Source organism: Methylomonas sp. BW4-1 (assembly GCF_052474385.1).
Genome location: NZ_CP184125.1, coordinates 4,792,394 through 4,809,162, shown reverse-complemented (window position 1 = coordinate 4,809,162; position 16,769 = coordinate 4,792,394). Strand labels below are relative to the sequence as shown.

Below are 16,769 nucleotides of genomic sequence, written 5' to 3'. Positions count from 1 at the left end.
ATTCTAAATTAAGGGATAAAGTCATTTTTAGTTTCTTCAAAAAAATCTTTTCACCGGTTGAGCAAATTGCCGAACCGGTTAATGAATCGGCGGGGTCGAGTGCCGTGAAGATTTATCCGCGTTCAGAGCATTGCATTTCTCGTGCACAAATCAGCGAAAACGCCCTGAAAGTTCTGCAGCGCTTGAAAAAAGCCAATTACGAGGCCTATTTGGTGGGCGGCTGCGTCAGGGATTTGCTGCTGGGGCGGGAGCCTAAGGATTTCGACGTGGCCACTAACGCCAGCCCGGAGCAAATCAAGCAAGTATTTCGTAATTGCCGAATTATTGGCCGGCGCTTTCGACTGGCGCATGTGTTTTTCGGCCGCGAAATTATCGAGGTGGCGACGTTTCGCGGTTCCGAATCCGAAGAATCTGACCAGCAAGTCGTTCATGAAGACGGCCGGTTATTGCGCGACAACGTGTTCGGCACGCTGGAACAGGATGTCTGGCGCCGAGATTTCACCGTCAACGCACTGTATTACAATATCCGCGATTTTTCCGTGGTGGATTATACCGGCGGCATGCAGGATCACGCAGCGGCTGTCATGCGTCTCATCGGCGACCCGGAAGTACGCTATAGAGAAGACCCGGTGCGGATGCTGCGCGCCATCCGTTTTGCCGTAAAGCTGGGTTTTACGTTGCATCCGGATACCGAAAAGCCGATTTACGCCCAAGCCGATTTATTGAAGAGCATCCCCTCGGCGCGTCTTTACGATGAAGTCATTAAATTGTTTTTGTCCGGTTACGGTCTGCAATCCTTCGAGATGCTCAGGCATTACGGTTTGTTTGCGATTTTGTTTCCGGAAACCGACCGCTGCCTCGCCAGCGAAGATCACGATTTTCCGCGCTTGTTCTTGATCCGAGCCTTGGAAAACTCCGACACCCGCTTCAACGACGGCAAAACACTGACGCCTTATTTTTTATTAGCTGCCTTGTTGTGGGAGCCGCTGCAATTGGCCGCGCAAAGACGCATCGCCCACGGCGAAAACGAAACGCTAGCCTATCAGAACGCCGCCAACGAAGTGCTGACCAGACAAATCAAGGTCACTGCGCTACCGCGCCACATCACCCAATCGATGCGCGAAGTTTGGTTCTTGCAAAACAAATTCTCCAGAACGGTTGGGCCAAGGCCTTATCGTTTGCTGGAGCAGCCTAAATTCAGAGCAGCGTACGACTTTTTGCGGCTACGCGCGGAAACCGGCGGCGCCGATCCGGAACTGGTCGAATGGTGGACACGTTTTCAGGAAGCCGACGATGCGGAGCGGGAAAGAATGACCGCGCCGCCAAAATCCGGCGGCGGTAAACCCCGTAACCGGAAAACCGGTCGTTACCGTTCTCGAGGCAAACCCGCCCCCGTCGGCAATGACGCTAGCTAAGTCAGCTGTCGAGGCCTATATAGGCTTGGGCAGCAATCTCGAAGACTCTGTCGATCATGTCAATCGGGCCAGACAGGAAATCGCGGCCTTGCCAGGTGTGGTCGAAATTGCCTTCTCGCCCTTGTACCGCAGCTTGCCGGTTGGGCCGCAAGATCAGCCCGATTACGTGAATGCGGTGCTGCGAATTTCGACCGAGCTGGGACCTTTGGTTTTGCTCAGACAATTACAGCAAATCGAAAACCGGCATGGCCGGCTGCGCAACGTGCGTTGGGGAGCCAGAACCCTGGATTTGGATGTATTGCTTTACGCACAACAGCGCATTAACGAACCGGACCTGGTTGTGCCGCATCCCGAGCTGGCTAAGCGCGCCTTTGTTTTGTACCCATTGACCGATGTGACTAGCAGTGATTTGAAGATTCCGGGCCTGGATTCATTGTCGCAACTCTTGGCGGCTTGTCCGCCCGACGGCTTGCGGAAAATAACAGTATGAACTTATATGCCGATGCCTTAAAGGCGCTGACGATCAGTGATCTGGCGGCAATGAAACGAGCCGGCGAGAAAATCAGTTGCCTGACTGCTTACGATGCCAGCTTCGGCGCGCTGTTGGACAGAGCGGGTATCGACGTACTGCTGATCGGCGATTCGTTGGGCATGGTGATTCAAGGACACGGCAGCACCTTGCCGGTCACACTGAACGATATGGTGTATCACAGCCGTAGCGTGGCAATGGCCAGAAAGCGCGCTTTTGTGGTTACCGACTTGCCGTTTGCCAGTTATGCCACGCCGGAGCAGGCCTTACCGAATGCGGCAAGCTTGATGCAGGCAGGCGGCGCGCAAATGGTTAAACTGGAAGGCGCCAAGCTCGACGTCATTCGCTTTCTGGTGGATCAAGGCATTCCGGTCTGCGGCCATCTAGGTCTGTTACCGCAATCCGTAAATCGCTTAGGCGGTTATAAAGTGCAGGGTCGTGAAGAACAGCAAGCCAAACAAATTTTGGCGGATGCGGAAAAAATCGAACAAGCCGGCGCAAGCCTTTTAGTGCTGGAATGCGTGCCGGCGCGACTGGCCGCCGAAATAAGTCAGCGCCTAAGTATTCCGACCATAGGCATCGGCGCTGGTGTTGATTGCGATGGCCAGGTGTTGGTGCTGTACGATATGTTGAATATCAGCACCGGCAAACGACCACGCTTTTCTAAAGACTTTATGGCCGACGCCTCCAGCATAGAAGAGGCGGTGCGCCGCTATCACCAAGCGGTTAAATCCGCGCAATTTCCAGCGTCCGAACACAGTTATTAAGCGTATGCAATTAGTCACCAGCGTCGCCGCGTTGCGAGAAGTCATCCGCCAATGGCGGCAAGCCGGCCATAGCGTCGGTTTCGTGCCGACCATGGGCAATCTGCATGCCGGGCATATCAAACTGGTTAGCACGGCCAAGCAACAGGCCGATAAAGTGGTGGTCAGTATTTTTGTCAATCCCACGCAGTTTGGGCCGAACGAAGATTTTGCCAGTTACCCGCGCACCGAGCAGCAGGATCAGGAAAAGTTGATAGCAAACGGCGCCGATTTACTGTTCTTGCCGGCGGTGACGGAAATGTATCCGCAAGCCACGCAAACCGGCATTTCAGTCAGCGGCTTGTCGGCCCTGCATTGCGGTGCCAGCCGGCCCGGACACTTTGACGGCGTAGCCTTGGTTGTTTGCAAGCTGTTGAACATGGTCCAGCCCGACCTGTTGTTGTTGGGCGAGAAGGATTTTCAACAATTGACGCTGATTCGGCAAATGGTCGCCGATTTGAATATACCCGTTGCAGTCCAAGGCGTGGCAACGGTTAGGGAGGACGATGGCTTGGCGATGAGTTCCCGCAACGGCTATCTGAACGACCAACAAAGACAGCACGCGCCCAAGCTCTATCAAGCCTTGATCGCTGCACGCGACGAGATTTTAGCAGGGCATGTCGATTATCTAGCTGTGGCGGAACGGCAGCGCCAAAATCTGCAGCAAGCCGGTTTTGCCGTCGACTATTTCAGCATTTGCCGTAGCAAGGATTTATTGCCCGCCAGCACCAGCGACGCTAATCTGCTGATTTTGGCTGCTGCCAAGCTGGGCACTACACGCCTGATCGATAACCTGTATTTTTCTAAAATAAACAACTGACTGCATTGGTTTTTACCTTTGAAAGCTAATGCTTAAATTTGATAGCAGAGTCAATTTCAGGCATAATCGCCGGCCCTAGTATTCGACCTTGTTTACCATGAACATAAACATGCTTAAAGCTAAGTTACACCGTGCGCGGGTAACGCATTCCGAGCTGGATTACGAAGGATCGTGTGCTATAGACGGTAAAATTCTGGATTTTTCCGGCATCAGGGAGTACGAGCAAATCCATATTTACAATATTAACAATGGTCAACGCTTTACCACCTATGCGATTCGCGCCGAAGAAGATTCCGGCGTATTTTCGATTAACGGTGCAGCTGCAAGGTTGGCGTGCCCTGGCGATTTGATTATCGTTTGTGCGTTCGCCAGCTTAGATGAGAAGGAACTGACGAACTACAAGCCGACTTTGGTGTATTTCGACGGCAACAATCGTATTAGCCATTCCAGTCATTCCATTCCTGTTCAGGCCGCCTGATTTAAACATCCGCCGGCGAACGCAATCGCCGGTGGATGTTTGCATTTTTTAAGCTTCAGATACATCTATCTCACTGACCTTCTCGGTCAGGGTGATGCTTTGTTCGATTGCCACCAATACTTTTTGCATGCCGATGCGTTTGTTGGCGTTGATTAAGATTGGCGATTTGATCGAGCCTTTAATGGTCGGCTTGCCATTATCCTGCTCGTTGTCTTTGTGCAGCAGAATTAATATCACCAGTTCGTCGCCCGGCTCTAGTTGCAGCAGCGCTTCTTCGGGGTCGGTTACCGTAAAATTATAATTGATGTTGAAGTGCGACGGATGAGCCGCGGAAAAAGTCAGCTCCGCGTTATCGACCGATTGCAGCCAATAGACAATCTCGCTGCCTTCCTGATGAAATAATTTAAAGCGGGTCTGATCTTCAAAACCGGGTAGGCCGCGCGGAAAATTGATGATAGTGTCCGGATTGATGTCTTGGTTGCCTAACAATTTCGATTGAATTTCCATGATCCCGCCCGTATTCGTTGAAGTCTAAGTTAACAGCATTAATCAATGCACCAATGTATAGCACGGAAAGGGGTATTTGCAATGCGGATTGTCGGTAACCGACCAGGTATTCTTGCTTTATCGCGGCCGACTCCCTACAATTGCTCGCTTCTTTCAGGTGTTTGCGCCGTTTTCTCGGCCAAGCTTAAACAGGAAGTCGGTGCGGCGGTTTTAACCGCCCATGCCGGCGCTGCCCCCGCAACGGTAGATAAGTAAAGAGCTGCGTTTTTTGCCACTGTGCGCTTTGCATGGGAAGGTCGCAGATCAGGCGTCAAGCCACTTATAAGCCCGGAGACTGGCCCGGAAGATCATTCGAGACAGCGGAGGGCTGTTGACGGAATGGTCTGAGTCCATGCCTAGCCTGCCTCCGTCTTTTTCGTTTTCCGTTTTTCCTCTGTCCTTTTTCACCCGGATGCGCGGCGGGCGCAGAGGACAATATGCAAACAATTCTATACAGATCTTTATTGCTGGCGAGTACGCCTTTTACAGTGTGGGCGGCAACCGGCGATGAGGCTATCAACCTTGCCGAAACAGTCGTGACGGCTACCCGAACCGAGACTAGACAGAACGAATTAGCCACGGCGATGACGGTTTATAATCGCCAGGACATCGAGAAACTTCAGGTTAGAACCCTTCCTGAGTTACTAAAAGGCACGCCGGGCGTTGATATGGTGCAAAGCGGTGGTTACGGCAAGGACACCAATGTCTATCTGCGCGGCACTAACTCCGATCATGTACTGGTTTTAATCGACGGCATCAAGGCCGGCTCGGTGACCACCGGCACCAGCGCATTTCAGTTTATTCCTATCGATCAAATCGAACGTGTGGAAATCACTCGAGGCCCGCAGTCCAGCCTGTATGGCTCGGAAGCGATCGGCGGGGTGATTCAGATATTTACTCGCAAGGGCGGCACCAGTGAACGGCCGAACATTGCGCTGGAAGCCGGCGGCGGCTCATACGACACCTATAACGGCTCGGCGGCCGTCAACGGTAAATGGGGCAAGGCTTGGTATAGCTTGAGCGCCGCTCAACTCGGTAGCCAGGGCATCAATGCGCTGAGCGGTGTCAGCGTCGCGAGCGGCTATAATCCGGACCGCGACGGCTATAACAACACCAGTCTGAATGCCAAAGCCGGTTACCGCTTCGACAACGGCGCGGAACTGGAAGCATTTTTCCTGCGAGCCGAAGGCGAAACCGAGATCGACAATTCCATCAGTAGCACCACTGAGTTTGTCAATCAGACGCTGGGAGCCACAGCCAGCGCAAATTTCAGCGATAGGTGGAAATCCACTTTGCGGGTGGGACAAAGCATGGACGATGCCGATCAGTTTCGGCATAACGGTCGGTTTACCAGTCGTTTCAACACCACACGCTGGAACGCCAGTTGGCTGAACGAACTGGCCTTGCATAAGGATCACCAATTGACAGTGGGTGCCGATTACCGCTTCGACGAAGTCGACAGCACCACACGCTATGTCGAAACCTCGCGTTACGATGTCGGAGTGTTCGCTGATTTGCACAGCCGGATTTTCGACAAGCATTTTTTGAACGCTTCCTTGCGGTGGGACGAAAACCAGGCTTTCGGCGATAGTGTCACCGGCAATTTCGGCTGGCGGTTTAATTGGGATTACGGTCTCAGCGCTTTTGCCAGTTTCGGCAATGCGTTTAAGGCGCCGACCTTTAACCAGTTATACTTCCCAGGCTTCGGCAACCCCGGCTTGCGCCCGGAAAAGTCCACCAGCTTCGAAGCCGGTTTTGCCGGCCATCACGATTGGGCCAACTGGGAACTGCGCGCTTATCACACCAATATCGAGGATTTGATTGTATTTAGCGGCACGCCGTCCACCGCCAGAAATATCGGCAAGGCGCAGATAGATGGCATAGAAGCCGAAGTGTCCACGCAAATTCTCGGCTGGAACAACAAACTAAGCATGAACCTGATGACACCGAAGGACAGGCAGACCAATTTGCGCCTGCCGCGTCGAGTGACGGAAAGCTTGTCCTATGATGTCTCGCGCTCGTTCGGTGACATTGATATTGGTGCCTCCGTGCTGGCTCAGGGCGAACGATTCGACGACGCCGCGAACCGGGTCCGTCTGGGCAGCTTTATGACCGCCGATCTGCGTACCGCTTATCGCATCGACAAAAATTGGATGTTAAGCGCCAAACTGAATAATATGTTCGACAAACGCTATCAAACGGTTAACACCTATAACAGCTTCGGCAGAAATTTCTATTTTTCGATCCATTACAATTACTAAACCTTTTTTGGAGAACCCTATGAGTTTGAATCAAACCTTGGCTGTTAAACCCGGCGCGGTCGCGTTGATGGCGTTGATGGCGGCCACCCGTTTTCACCATTTCGGCACCCCGTTCGCATTGCCGGACGCTTCGCTGGCGGTGTTTTTTTTCGCCGGCTTATGGCTTGGTGGACGCTATTTGTTCGCCTTATTGCTGGCGGAAGCGGTGCTGATTGATTACTTGGCGATCACCAAACTCGGTGTCAGCGATTTTTGCGTCTCCAAAGCCTATGTATTTCTGATCGGCTCTTACGGCGCGATGTGGTTGGGTGGCAAATGGTGCCGACAATTCACTGGGTTGTCGATAGCCACCGCCGCGCAACGCCTGATGGCTCTAGTAGCGGCTACATCCATCGCGTTTCTGTTTTCCAACGGCAGCTTTTACTGGCTATCCGGACGCTATCCCAACGGCTCATTCACACAATATATTGAGCGCGTTGCCATGTATTATCCGCCTTATCTGACGTCTACCTTGATCTATGGCGTGGTCATTTTTGGCTTGGTAACTGTCGTAAAATCCTTACTGGCTGCCAAAGCCACTCGCGAAGCCCTCTAACAGCATTCCAGAATCCAGCGCGGCGATTTTCATCGCCGCGCTGATCAGGACTATGTCGGCAAGCATGCCCTTCCGCTCTTCCAGTTTTGCAACACCTGTTTATCCAACGTAAATCATGATTCTCACCCTCAGCATTTTGTTGGCTGTAACCATCGATTTTTGGCTGGGCGAGCCGCGCAATACTTATCACCCGCTAGTGATGTTCGGCAAATGGGCTAGCGCTATAGAAATGCGGCTGTTAAACAACGAGCAATCGGTTTTTCGTCAACGAGTCAGCGGCTTTTTGGCGGTGGCAATAGTCTTAATTCCCTGTCTGCTATGGTCGCGGCTTGTACCGAGTTGGCCACCGCTGCAAACTACAATCGATGTACTGGTTTTGTATTTTTGCATCGCCGCCCGTAGCTTGCAGCAACATGCGCTGGCCGTTCATTCCGCCTTGGCGGATAGCGATTTACCGTTAGCGCGGCAACAGGTGGGTAAAATCGTCAGCCGTCAGACCGAAGCGATGACCGAGGCCGACGTACGCCGTGCAACTATCGAATCGGTGCTGGAAAACGGTGCCGACGCGGTGTTTGCGCCCTTGTTCTGGTTCGTCGTATTGGGGCCGTTCGGCGCCTTGCTCTACCGCTTCAGCAATACCCTGGACGCCATGTGGGGCTATAAAAATCAACGCTATTTATATTTCGGCTGGGCCGCCGCGCGCTTCGACGACCTGCTGAATTGGTTGCCGGCACGCTTGACGGCCTTTAGCTATGCCCTGCTCGGCAACACCACACAGGCTATCAAGTCCTGGCGGACGCAAGCCCATCTACTGGACAGCCCTAACGCCGGACCGGTGATGACAGCTGGCGGCGGCGCTCTGCAGCTGCAGCTGGGCGGGCCGGCTTGTTATCACGGCCAACTAAAACAAAAACCCTGGTTCGGCGGCCCACAACTACCGGAAAACGGCGATATTGAACGCGCCAGCGCATTGATGTACCGGACGCTGCTGTTATGGCTGGTCGTGATCGGCGCGGGAGACTTCCTTGCTTGAACATGGCGGCCTCTTACGGCAAGCCGCAAGCCAATATGCCATTCCTTTGGCCGACTGGCTGGATTTGTCCACCGGCATCAATCCTAACGGCTGGCCGGTGCCTGCCATTCCAGCCGCATGCTGGCAACGCTTGCCGGAAGACGATGACGAGTTATTAGTGGTGGCACGCGCTTACTATCAGAACGACTCCTTGTTGGCGGTAGCCGGCTCGCAAGCGGCGATTCAATCATTACCTTTGTTACGACCAAAATCACGAGTCGGCTTGCTGCATCCTGCCTATGCCGAGCATGCCGGCAGTTGGCAAAAAGCGGAGCATCAAGTTGTCAGAGTCGAAGCGGAGGCAATAGACGAACGGCTTGACGAGTTAGATGTGTTGATTTTGGTCAATCCCAATAATCCCACTGGCCGGCTATGGAACCGGCAACAGCTATTGACTTGGCACGAAAGTCTTAGCCGGCGTGGCGGCTGGCTACTAGTCGACGAAGCGTTTATCGATAGTTTGCCCGCCGAATACAGTCTGGCACCACTACCTGTGCGGCCGGGCTTGATAATATTACGGTCTGTCGGTAAGTTTTTTGGTTTGGCCGGCATCCGTTGCGGCTTCGTGATTACCCAATCGGACTTATTGGCGAGACTTGCTGAGCGGCTTGGGCCCTGGGCTATCAGCCATCCAGGCCGTTATGTCGCGGCACTGGCCTTGGCTGATCGAAGCTGGCAATCCGCCGCTGCTGCATCGTTAGCGAAGCAGGGGCAACGACTACAGCAGCTATTGACCGACAGCGGTTGGTCACCCAGCGGTGGATGCGATTTATTTCAATGGGTGAAGTGCGAGCAGGCAGCTAAGCTGCACGATTTATTGGCTGGGCAGGGTATTCTGACCCGCTTGTTTCAGGAGCCGGCCAGTGTGCGTTTCGGCCTACCGAAGGACGAGTCAGCCTGGCAACGCTTGGCACAGGCGCTGACTCATCCTGATATCAGGCGTTTAAGCTTGTTTGCGCATCCGATAACCTAATCCGGCGATAACGCTTGCAAATAACCACGCCGCGCCGGGTAGCGGCACAGGGGTAAACACGTGAGTGTCGACAATGTCACTGGCGGTAATGACACCAGCGCCACGAAAATCTTCGCTGTCGCCTAATTTTCGGTTAACTTCAAAAACCAAAAACTTCAAATTATCGGCAAATGCTAAGCCAAACAGGCTGGGCAGTTTAGTCGGATCAAGGTCTACCCCACCCAGTAATAGCTGATCAAAAAAACCTGTCACCGAAAATTCCGCACCGGATACCAACATTCCACTGTCATCGTATTGGTTGCTAGCCGATTCCATATGAAGGGTCAGGATGTCATAAGTGCCCGGCATTACTTGGGTACTGGTAAACCCCTGACTGTTTATCTGAGCTTCGCTGACGGTGGCGTTGTCGACGATATTTAGCACAGCGTGGTCGTTATCGATCGCCAACGCTTGTCCATTAGCTAATATGGAAAGCGGAGCGCTTAGCGAGTAGCCCAAACGTAAACTGGCGGATTCGCTGCCTGACGCCGGAAAAACGTCGCTGGAGCTCGGTGACAAAGCATCGACCGTTACTTGTCCTGAAAAATTGCCGGTGCTGAAATTGACGAAATCGCCTGAAAAAGTAAATTCAAGAGCCGCAGTCGCGTTAGCCGAATAAAAAAACGTCGCTAATAGGGCAGATAGTATTTTCATGGTTTGTCCTTAAAGTAAATTTAGTGATGCGACTTCTTATCCTTAGCAGCAAGACTAAGTGGAGGCGCAGGGGATACCAATATTTTTGTGAGCGAGTTCAATCTCTGGACCGATTATCGCGGCAGCCGGTCGATACCGTCAACCCTTGATTTTCCTGGGCAAGCTTTAGCTTGCTGCAAACCCGGTGCCGAATTGGGCCGCTGAGAGTTGGGCTAACTAAAAAAGCTTGTCCAAAATCGACATCACGATTTCCACGGCAATCAGCCAGATAATAATCCACTCCAAGGCCGAGGAATGCTGGTGTTTTTGTTCATCTGCCAGCATTTCCAGCAGCTCGTGTATCGTCTCAAGCTTTTTTGACAATACGTCGGTGCGTTGCTGAATTTCCAGATAATTGGCCGCCATTGAATAAATATGCTGGTATTCGGGATGTTCCCAAAAAAATTCCGGGGTATCCAGCAAGTCGTAATTGAGGATGATGTCGCTCTTGGTGAGAAACAACTGGCCGCGGATCATCGCCATGGTTTTGCGATTGAGCTTGATTTTGCCTTCCCGCGCCAGCGACTGCGGCAAATGGCTGGTGGCGCGGATCGTGTCGATGGCGTGGCCTTCGAACGCCGCTAATTTGATCGATTGCGCCATCGCGTGCGACAGTGCCAACAGCACTTTGAAGTCGGCAGATTGCAATTCGATATGATCGTGCTGAATCCGGTCCTGCTCGCAACCTATTTCATAGCTGAAGTTATCTTCCTGCGGTTCAGCATCGGGTTTGATTGCATAATCCAGCAATAAGTCCTGCAAGGCCCGGCGGTCGTCGAGATTCAGGTTCCAGCACACCATCACGCCGTAGGCAAACACCATCGCGCAGCCGGTTTTGTAATCGACCACCAGAGCGTTTCTGAACAGTTGCGCGCGGGTGGTATCCAGTAGTTTTTCCCGCAATTGCGCGAATTCGAACGATTGCGCCAGGCACACCGTCAAGCAGCGTTTAATGGGTCTGTCGTCTGTCATGTCCGTATTTTCTCAGGTCGGTTTCGGCATTAGTTTGTAACACCGACAGGCAAAACGGTTAAAATAGCCAATTAATTCCTCTACTGAAAGCGTATTGCTGAGTGTCATGCCAATTAACTATAACACCGATGATTTAAGAATTTGTGAAACCAAGGATGTGGTGGCGCCGATTCAGGTTCACGAAGAAATCCCGATGACCGAGCAAGCCGCAGCCACCATTCTGCATGCCAGGGAAGCGATTCACAACATTCTGACCGGTGCCGACGACAGATTGCTGGTGATTATCGGTCCTTGCTCCATCCACGATCCGGCAGCGGCAGTGGAATATGCAGGGCGCTTGAAACTGATCATGGACGAGTTGAAAGACGACCTGGTGATCGTGATGCGGGTTTACTTCGAAAAGCCGCGGACCACGGTAGGTTGGAAAGGCTTGATCAACGACCCGGACCTCAATTCCAGCTTCAACATCAACAAGGGCCTGCGGATGGCCCGCCAGGTATTGTTGGATGTTAACAATCTCGGCGTGCCGGCCGCCACCGAGTATCTGGACTTGATCACGCCGCAATACGTCTCCGACTTGATTTCCTGGGGCGCCATCGGTGCCAGAACCACCGAAAGCCAGGTGCATCGCGAGTTGGCATCCGGCTTGTCTTGTCCGGTCGGCTTCAAAAACGCCACCGACGGCGGCATTCAAATCGCCATTGATGCGATTAATGCCGCGATGAGTCCGCATCACTTCCTGTCGCTCACCAAAGAAGGCCGCTCGGCGATTTTCTCGACGCGCGGCAACGAAGATGCCCACATCATTCTGCGCGGCGGCAACAGCCGGCCGAACTATGACGAAGTCAGCGTCGATCAAGTCGCCGAAGGTCTGGAGAAAGCCGGTTTACGCCCAAACATCATGATTGATTTCAGTCACGCCAACAGCCTGAAAAAATACCAGCGGCAAATGCTGGTGTCCGAAGACGTGGCCAGCCAAATTCGCGGCGGCGACAACCGCATCATCGGCGCAATGGTGGAAAGCCACCTAGTAGGCGGCCGTCAGGATGTCGAAGACGGTAAACCGCTGACTTACGGCCAAAGCATCACCGACGCCTGTCTGGGTTGGGACGATAGCGCAGAATTGTTACATCATCTGGCCGGCGCCGTGGAACGCCGCCGTGCCGCCAAAACACACAAGGTTTAACGCATGAAAATACAGGTCAATGGCGATCATCGCGAGTATGGCGAAAACGCCACCGTTGCCGACGTAATTGCCGATTTGGGCTTGACCGGCAAACGCATCGCCGTGGAATTGAACAAAGAAATCCTGCCGTTTACCCAACACGCCAGCCAACGCCTGCAAGCTGACGATAGATTGGAAATCGTACAGGCTATCGGCGGCGGCGAAGACGATTATTTCACGCTGGCCGGCAAACAATACCGCTCGCGTTTGTTGGTCGGTAGCGGCAAGTACAAGGATCTGGAAGAAACCCGCCTGGCCACCGAAGCCAGCGGCGCCGAGATTATCACTGTCGCGATTCGCCGCACCAATATCGGCCAGAATCCCGGTGAACCGAGCTTGCTGGACGTGATCTCCCCGGACAAATACACGATTTTGCCCAACACCGCCGGCTGTTATACTGCCGAAGATGCGGTGCGCACCTGTCGTTTGGCGCGCGAGTTATTGGGTGGTCATAAATTGGTCAAATTAGAAGTATTGGCCGATCAACTGACCTTGTTTCCCGATGTGGCCCAAACCTACATAGCCGCCGAATTGCTGGTCAAAGAGGGGTTTGACGTGATGGTCTACACCAATGACGACCCGATTGCCGCCAAGCGCCTGGAAGAAATTGGCTGCGTGGCGGTAATGCCTTTGGCAGCGCCGATCGGTTCCGGCTTGGGTATCCGCAACCCCTACAACATTTTGACCATCGTCGAAAACGCCAAAGTGCCGATTCTGGTCGATGCCGGCGTCGGCACCGCCTCCGATGCAGCCATCGCCATGGAACTGGGCTGCGACGGCGTGCTGATGAACACCGCGATAGCCGCTGCGAAAAATCCTGTATTGATGGCTTCGGCGATGAAAAAAGGCATCGAAGCCGGCCGCGAAGCCTTCCTGGCTGGACGGATGCCCCGCAAACGCTTTGCCTCGGCTTCTTCGCCGATTGATGGGTTGTTTCTGTAATGGGGACTCTGCGGAACTATCAGAGCGGTTGGTAATAAAACTTCTGATTTTAACGATTGCTCTTGCGGTCTATTTTTTATTTAAAACTATTGTCCCAAATTTGGATTTCGAGAGTTTGCACAAGAAAGTAATACTGATAGTTGCAGTAACTTCAATTGGATTTTTTATCTTTGTAACTTTTAAATACGGAATGTAGGTTAGCCCTTTAGGGCGTAACCCAACGAATGACCAACGTATCCGGTTACGCTCTGCTTTTATGCCGCTGGACAAACCCGACCACCGCTCTCGACTTGAAACGCTATGAACGCCATAAAACCAGATACCGAAAATGAAGTGATCTGCTATTGCAGCGGCACCACCGTGCAGCAAATCAAAGCCCTGTTAATCGAGGGTGTCGTCGAACCCGCAAGAATCTCTCGCATCACCGGTACAGCATCGGGTTGCGGTGGCTGCGAATTCGAATTTCACCGGCTCGTTTCCGAGCATAATCAAGAAGCCTAAAGCAATGGACTGCTACGATGATCACACCGAACCGAAAAACTCGACCGCCGGGATTTGCCGCTTACAGGAGCAATACGGCGAACTGGTCCGCGATCTATTTACCGAAGACCCGAAAAGAGTAATTCTTAAGCTGCTGAACGATTCCGGCAATTATCTGACGGAACTGGCGGCGCTAAACGCCCACCACGCCTCGGTGCGGTTGCGAGCCATTGCCTTGTTGGAAAAATCCAGTGCGTCGATATTGCAACGGATTTTAGAAAAGGAGCCTGATTCGGAGTTTGGGTTGGCGGCGAAATCGAGGTTGGGGCAGATTGGTGGTTAAATATTCAACCAAGTGAAGCGCATCGCTCGCGATTGAGGGAATTCCATCTCCAGTCTTTTGAGCCACGCCCTTTTATCGTTGACCTGGAGCCTCAACTGAATATGGCTTACCTGCGGCTTGAGCATCATTGGCAATAGCGCGATTAGGATATTGCGGCCAAAACCAGGACACTAAAGTACTAGCTAGGACACCAAGAACGAAACCCAATAAATGTGTTTTATAGTTCACTAACAAACGGTACTTTTTGAATTGTCGAACTTTGTCTAGATCTATCAACTCAAGCAGGTTTTTGTACTCAAGAGCCGCATTGTACCAATCCTGAATCGACTTTTCAGGATCAATGCCAACATTAGATATTTCTGTTTGCCGTGCGTTAATTGAGGCATTCTGAGCTTTTTGATATTGCGTATGAATTTGCCCTTCTGATGCATTTGCACAAAAACGACGAATTTCTTCATTCATAACAAATGTTTCCACATTTGTATGAAGAGTTGTCCATAAAAGTTTCGCAGCATCAAGCGATGCTCGAACAATGTGTCGATATGCGGCCGCAATATTTTCCTGGATAAGCGCAGGGTCTTGTGTGGTTCTTGCAACGGCAAAATGAGCCATACAGCTTTCTAGTTGCTCTAACAGTTCTGGAGGTTTTTTACCCGAAACAACGACCAAATCACCATAGATTGGCATAAATGTGTTTTGGTAAAGATCAAAAACATCATTTTCCGATTTCATTGTTGCTAGGCTGGGGTTTTAAGAGCTAGATGGGGCGTGGAGGGCTACAACAATGAATTTTACTTTGTATGGTGACTCAAGAGGTTGTCAATTTTTTCAGAAATTTGCAAGAATAAACCAGGCATATACGGGAAAATATTGCCGTGTCGAGTAACAAGCGGTGATTCAATTGACTGGACTTTCAATGGGTGTTTTAAGGATGTTTCTGCCGCTTTTTCTATGTCGAGAATGTTTTTGAAATCAGTGACAGGCTTGCCAACTGTTTGTTGGAAGATTTGACCATACATCTATATAAACTCCTTTAGTTTCTACATCTAATATTTAAAGATGTTCGCTTTTTCTTTAGATTTTTCAATTGTTCAAAAATAACTTTTATCACAAAAGATGCTGAATTATCTTCTATTTGGAAGGCTTTATCAATTTTGGTTTGTTGTCCAAAAATTTTGTGCAAGAAATTTCTACTAACAGCCAACATCTGACAATGGTGATTGAAGATGCTGGCTAAGTCAATACTTACTTTATTTCCAGAATCAAACTTCTGTGGCTACAATAAAAAGAACTGACGAACTTAACGCAATGATTTAACTTCCTATTTTCATGACCTCACCCCAAAAAATCGACCCCGCCAAAATTAAAAGCTTCATCCGCCGCCAAGGCCGCGCTACCGCAGGCCAAAAGCAGGCACTGGAAAGCCATTGGGATAAATATTGCCTGTCGCCGCAAGCCAGTTTTGATGCCGAGCAAGCCTTTTGCCGGCAAGCACCGCTGATTGTCGAAATCGGATTCGGCAACGGCGACAGTCTGGCGTCGATGGCGGCAGACAATCCGGATTTGAATTATTTAGGTATTGAAGTGCACCGCCCCGGCGTCGGCCATTTGATGATGTTGCTGGAACAGCGCGGCATTAGCAACGTGCGGATTTATCACCACGACGCCATTGAGATTTTGGAGCAGAAAATCGCCGATCACAGCCTAGCTGGCGTGCATCTGTTCTTCCCCGATCCCTGGCAAAAGCGCCGACATCACAAACGCCGCATCGTCCGCCCCAGTTTCGTGGAATTGCTGAACAAGAAACTGTTGAGTGGCGGTTATTTTCATGCCGCTACGGATTGGGAGCATTACGCCAAAGATATGTTGGGCATTCTCTCCGAGGGCGCCGGCTTACAAAACAGTAGCCCCAACAATGACTTTTGCGAGCGCCCCACTTACAGACCGTTAACCAAGTTTGAAAACCGTGGCCTGGGCTTGGGTCATGGGGTTTGGGATTTGATTTTTCGTAAAGTTTAGCGACTCACCACATTAAATCGTCCGGAATCTGAAATTCCGCATATGGATCATCGGCAGCAGCGACATCTTGGGTAGCCTCGTTCAAGACCACTACGCTGGCGGCGTCTCGGGCTTGGACTTTGCGGGCAACTTCCGCCGGCACAATCTGGTAATGACCATCCACTTTGGCGATTCCGGCTCTACCGTTGATTAGGGCTTCGCGGACTTTGTCGGCCACGTAGACAGTTTTCACTTTACTGTCGTCAGTGAAATTGTAGGGTACGCCATTCGGGTCTTGCGCGATCCGGTTCATCTCGACAATTTGCTTGATTTGCGCCGCCAAGGCTTTTTGTTCCTCGGCCAGTTTACGCTGTCGGTTTAATTCGCGGTCGCGTTCCGCTTGCTGTTGACGCAATTGTTCGGCGCTGAGCTTGACCTCATCGACGATTTCGACGCCGTTATTGCGTTCCAGCTTGGTTTGCTTGCGTTTCTCGGCCTTGACTTGTTTCAGCTTGGCGTCGTTGCTGAGGCCTGATTTGAGCAGTTGTTCTTGCAGCGATAGGGTTTGCGGTTTTTTCATGTGCT

The 16,769-nt window shown here is 51.7% G+C and carries 20 protein-coding genes and 1 riboswitch; of the genes, 14 read left to right on the top strand and 6 right to left on the bottom strand.

What is annotated here, in order from left to right:
* Positions 1-104 precede the first annotated feature (104 nt).
* From pcnB to panD, 5 genes are all read left to right on the top strand, one after another.
* The gene (gene pcnB / locus ACH5Y9_RS22260) at positions 105-1,415 is read left to right on the top strand and encodes a polynucleotide adenylyltransferase PcnB (RefSeq protein WP_445367632.1); all 1,311 of its coding nucleotides are present in this window, start codon (positions 105-107) and stop codon (positions 1,413-1,415) included.
* Positions 1,402-1,905: a 2-amino-4-hydroxy-6-hydroxymethyldihydropteridine diphosphokinase gene (gene folK, locus ACH5Y9_RS22255; protein ID WP_445367631.1), complete on the top strand. Its 504-nt coding sequence runs from the start codon at positions 1,402-1,404 to the stop codon at positions 1,903-1,905. Before pcnB ends, folK begins: the two co-directional genes overlap by 14 nt.
* The gene (gene panB, locus ACH5Y9_RS22250) at positions 1,902-2,711 is read left to right on the top strand and encodes a 3-methyl-2-oxobutanoate hydroxymethyltransferase (protein WP_445367630.1); all 810 of its coding nucleotides are present in this window, start codon (positions 1,902-1,904) and stop codon (positions 2,709-2,711) included. Before folK ends, panB begins: the two co-directional genes overlap by 4 nt.
* A 4-nt stretch (positions 2,712-2,715) precedes the next feature.
* A complete protein-coding gene (gene panC, locus ACH5Y9_RS22245; RefSeq protein ID WP_445367629.1) occupies positions 2,716-3,567 on the top strand; it encodes a pantoate--beta-alanine ligase in 852 nt (283 codons plus the stop codon).
* Positions 3,568-3,664: 97 nt separating this feature from the next.
* Positions 3,665-4,045 (top strand): aspartate 1-decarboxylase, encoded by a 381-nt coding sequence (panD, locus tag ACH5Y9_RS22240; RefSeq protein WP_033156827.1) that lies wholly within the window; start codon positions 3,665-3,667, stop codon positions 4,043-4,045.
* Positions 4,046-4,093: 48 nt separating this feature from the next.
* On the opposite strand, the gene fliW is transcribed toward panD, so the two are convergent.
* On the bottom strand, positions 4,094-4,552 hold the full coding sequence (fliW, locus tag ACH5Y9_RS22235) for a flagellar assembly protein FliW (RefSeq protein ID WP_033156828.1): 459 nt from the start codon (positions 4,550-4,552) through the stop codon (positions 4,094-4,096).
* Between the two features lie 138 nt (positions 4,553-4,690).
* Positions 4,691-4,909: riboswitch (cobalamin riboswitch) on the top strand.
* A 119-nt stretch (positions 4,910-5,028) separates the two neighbouring features.
* Between fliW and ACH5Y9_RS22230 the strand changes: the two genes are divergently transcribed.
* From ACH5Y9_RS22230 to cobD, 4 genes are all read left to right on the top strand, one after another.
* Positions 5,029-6,852 carry a TonB-dependent receptor domain-containing protein gene (locus tag ACH5Y9_RS22230; RefSeq protein WP_445367628.1) on the top strand — a complete coding sequence of 608 codons (1,824 nt, stop codon included), beginning with the start codon at positions 5,029-5,031 and terminating at the stop codon, positions 6,850-6,852.
* Between the two features lie 19 nt (positions 6,853-6,871).
* Complete coding sequence (locus ACH5Y9_RS22225; RefSeq protein WP_445367627.1) at positions 6,872-7,447, top strand: hypothetical protein; 576 nt, start codon at positions 6,872-6,874, stop codon at positions 7,445-7,447.
* A gap of 115 nt (positions 7,448-7,562) precedes the next feature.
* Entirely contained in the window at positions 7,563-8,480 is a 918-nt protein-coding gene (cbiB, locus tag ACH5Y9_RS22220; protein ID WP_445367626.1) for an adenosylcobinamide-phosphate synthase CbiB, read from the top strand.
* Positions 8,473-9,492, top strand: a complete 1,020-nt coding sequence (gene cobD / locus ACH5Y9_RS22215) for a threonine-phosphate decarboxylase CobD (RefSeq protein ID WP_445367625.1) — start codon at positions 8,473-8,475, stop codon at positions 9,490-9,492. Before cbiB ends, cobD begins: the two co-directional genes overlap by 8 nt.
* Here cobD and ACH5Y9_RS22210 read toward each other — a convergent pair.
* Together ACH5Y9_RS22210 and ACH5Y9_RS22205 are read right to left on the bottom strand one after the other, a co-directional pair.
* The gene (locus tag ACH5Y9_RS22210) at positions 9,463-10,185 is read right to left on the bottom strand and encodes a hypothetical protein (RefSeq protein WP_445367624.1); all 723 of its coding nucleotides are present in this window, start codon (positions 10,183-10,185) and stop codon (positions 9,463-9,465) included. The two genes, cobD and ACH5Y9_RS22210, sit on opposite strands and share 30 nt — an antisense overlap.
* A gap of 216 nt (positions 10,186-10,401) precedes the next feature.
* The gene (locus ACH5Y9_RS22205) at positions 10,402-11,196 is read right to left on the bottom strand and encodes an RMD1 family protein (protein WP_445367623.1); all 795 of its coding nucleotides are present in this window, start codon (positions 11,194-11,196) and stop codon (positions 10,402-10,404) included.
* Positions 11,197-11,302: 106 nt separating this feature from the next.
* On the opposite strand from ACH5Y9_RS22205, the gene aroG reads away from it, so the two are divergent.
* The 4 genes from aroG (at position 11,303) to ACH5Y9_RS22185 (ending at position 14,186) form a co-directional block, all read left to right on the top strand.
* Positions 11,303-12,382, top strand: a complete 1,080-nt coding sequence (gene aroG / locus ACH5Y9_RS22200; protein ID WP_445367622.1) for a 3-deoxy-7-phosphoheptulonate synthase AroG — start codon at positions 11,303-11,305, stop codon at positions 12,380-12,382.
* Positions 12,383-12,385: 3 nt separating this feature from the next.
* The gene (gene thiS, locus ACH5Y9_RS22195) at positions 12,386-13,363 is read left to right on the top strand and encodes a sulfur carrier protein ThiS (RefSeq protein WP_445367621.1); all 978 of its coding nucleotides are present in this window, start codon (positions 12,386-12,388) and stop codon (positions 13,361-13,363) included.
* A 300-nt stretch (positions 13,364-13,663) separates the two neighbouring features.
* Positions 13,664-13,864 (top strand): (2Fe-2S)-binding protein, encoded by a 201-nt coding sequence (locus tag ACH5Y9_RS22190; protein ID WP_445367620.1) that lies wholly within the window; start codon positions 13,664-13,666, stop codon positions 13,862-13,864.
* A gap of 4 nt (positions 13,865-13,868) precedes the next feature.
* Positions 13,869-14,186 (top strand): hypothetical protein, encoded by a 318-nt coding sequence (locus ACH5Y9_RS22185; RefSeq protein WP_445367619.1) that lies wholly within the window; start codon positions 13,869-13,871, stop codon positions 14,184-14,186.
* 72 nt (positions 14,187-14,258) lie between these two features.
* Here ACH5Y9_RS22185 and ACH5Y9_RS22180 read toward each other — a convergent pair whose 3' ends face one another.
* Together ACH5Y9_RS22180 and ACH5Y9_RS22175 are read right to left on the bottom strand one after the other, a co-directional pair.
* Positions 14,259-14,918: a hypothetical protein gene (locus ACH5Y9_RS22180; protein WP_445367618.1), complete on the bottom strand. Its 660-nt coding sequence runs from the start codon at positions 14,916-14,918 to the stop codon at positions 14,259-14,261.
* Positions 14,919-14,977: 59 nt separating this feature from the next.
* Positions 14,978-15,205, bottom strand: coding sequence for a hypothetical protein (locus ACH5Y9_RS22175; protein ID WP_445367617.1), 228 nt, complete (start codon positions 15,203-15,205; stop codon positions 14,978-14,980).
* Positions 15,206-15,515: 310 nt separating this feature from the next.
* Between ACH5Y9_RS22175 and trmB the strand changes: the two genes are divergently transcribed.
* Positions 15,516-16,205, top strand: a complete 690-nt coding sequence (gene trmB / locus ACH5Y9_RS22170; RefSeq protein ID WP_445367616.1) for a tRNA (guanosine(46)-N7)-methyltransferase TrmB — start codon at positions 15,516-15,518, stop codon at positions 16,203-16,205.
* 4 nt (positions 16,206-16,209) lie between these two features.
* On the opposite strand, the gene ACH5Y9_RS22165 is transcribed toward trmB, so the two are convergent.
* Complete coding sequence (locus ACH5Y9_RS22165; RefSeq protein WP_445367615.1) at positions 16,210-16,764, bottom strand: DUF2058 domain-containing protein; 555 nt, start codon at positions 16,762-16,764, stop codon at positions 16,210-16,212.
* Positions 16,765-16,769: the final 5 nt, after the last annotated feature.

Coding starts and splice junctions, on each gene's coding strand:
- folK (WP_445367631.1), top strand. CDS start 1,402: ATGACGCTAGCTAAGTCAGCTGTCGAGGCCTATATAGGCTTGGGCAGC.
- panB (WP_445367630.1), top strand. CDS start 1,902: ATGAACTTATATGCCGATGCCTTAAAGGCGCTGACGATCAGTGATCTG.
- panC (WP_445367629.1), top strand. CDS start 2,716: ATGCAATTAGTCACCAGCGTCGCCGCGTTGCGAGAAGTCATCCGCCAA.
- panD (WP_033156827.1), top strand. CDS start 3,665: ATGAACATAAACATGCTTAAAGCTAAGTTACACCGTGCGCGGGTAACG.
- fliW (WP_033156828.1), bottom strand. CDS start 4,552: ATGGAAATTCAATCGAAATTGTTAGGCAACCAAGACATCAATCCGGAC.
- ACH5Y9_RS22230 (WP_445367628.1), top strand. CDS start 5,029: ATGCAAACAATTCTATACAGATCTTTATTGCTGGCGAGTACGCCTTTT.
- ACH5Y9_RS22225 (WP_445367627.1), top strand. CDS start 6,872: ATGAGTTTGAATCAAACCTTGGCTGTTAAACCCGGCGCGGTCGCGTTG.
- cbiB (WP_445367626.1), top strand. CDS start 7,563: ATGATTCTCACCCTCAGCATTTTGTTGGCTGTAACCATCGATTTTTGG.
- ACH5Y9_RS22210 (WP_445367624.1), bottom strand. CDS start 10,185: ATGAAAATACTATCTGCCCTATTAGCGACGTTTTTTTATTCGGCTAAC.
- ACH5Y9_RS22205 (WP_445367623.1), bottom strand. CDS start 11,196: ATGACAGACGACAGACCCATTAAACGCTGCTTGACGGTGTGCCTGGCG.
- aroG (WP_445367622.1), top strand. CDS start 11,303: ATGCCAATTAACTATAACACCGATGATTTAAGAATTTGTGAAACCAAG.
- thiS (WP_445367621.1), top strand. CDS start 12,386: ATGAAAATACAGGTCAATGGCGATCATCGCGAGTATGGCGAAAACGCC.
- ACH5Y9_RS22190 (WP_445367620.1), top strand. CDS start 13,664: ATGAACGCCATAAAACCAGATACCGAAAATGAAGTGATCTGCTATTGC.
- ACH5Y9_RS22185 (WP_445367619.1), top strand. CDS start 13,869: ATGGACTGCTACGATGATCACACCGAACCGAAAAACTCGACCGCCGGG.
- ACH5Y9_RS22180 (WP_445367618.1), bottom strand. CDS start 14,918: ATGAAATCGGAAAATGATGTTTTTGATCTTTACCAAAACACATTTATG.
- ACH5Y9_RS22175 (WP_445367617.1), bottom strand. CDS start 15,205: ATGTATGGTCAAATCTTCCAACAAACAGTTGGCAAGCCTGTCACTGAT.
- trmB (WP_445367616.1), top strand. CDS start 15,516: ATGACCTCACCCCAAAAAATCGACCCCGCCAAAATTAAAAGCTTCATC.
- ACH5Y9_RS22165 (WP_445367615.1), bottom strand. CDS start 16,764: ATGAAAAAACCGCAAACCCTATCGCTGCAAGAACAACTGCTCAAATCA.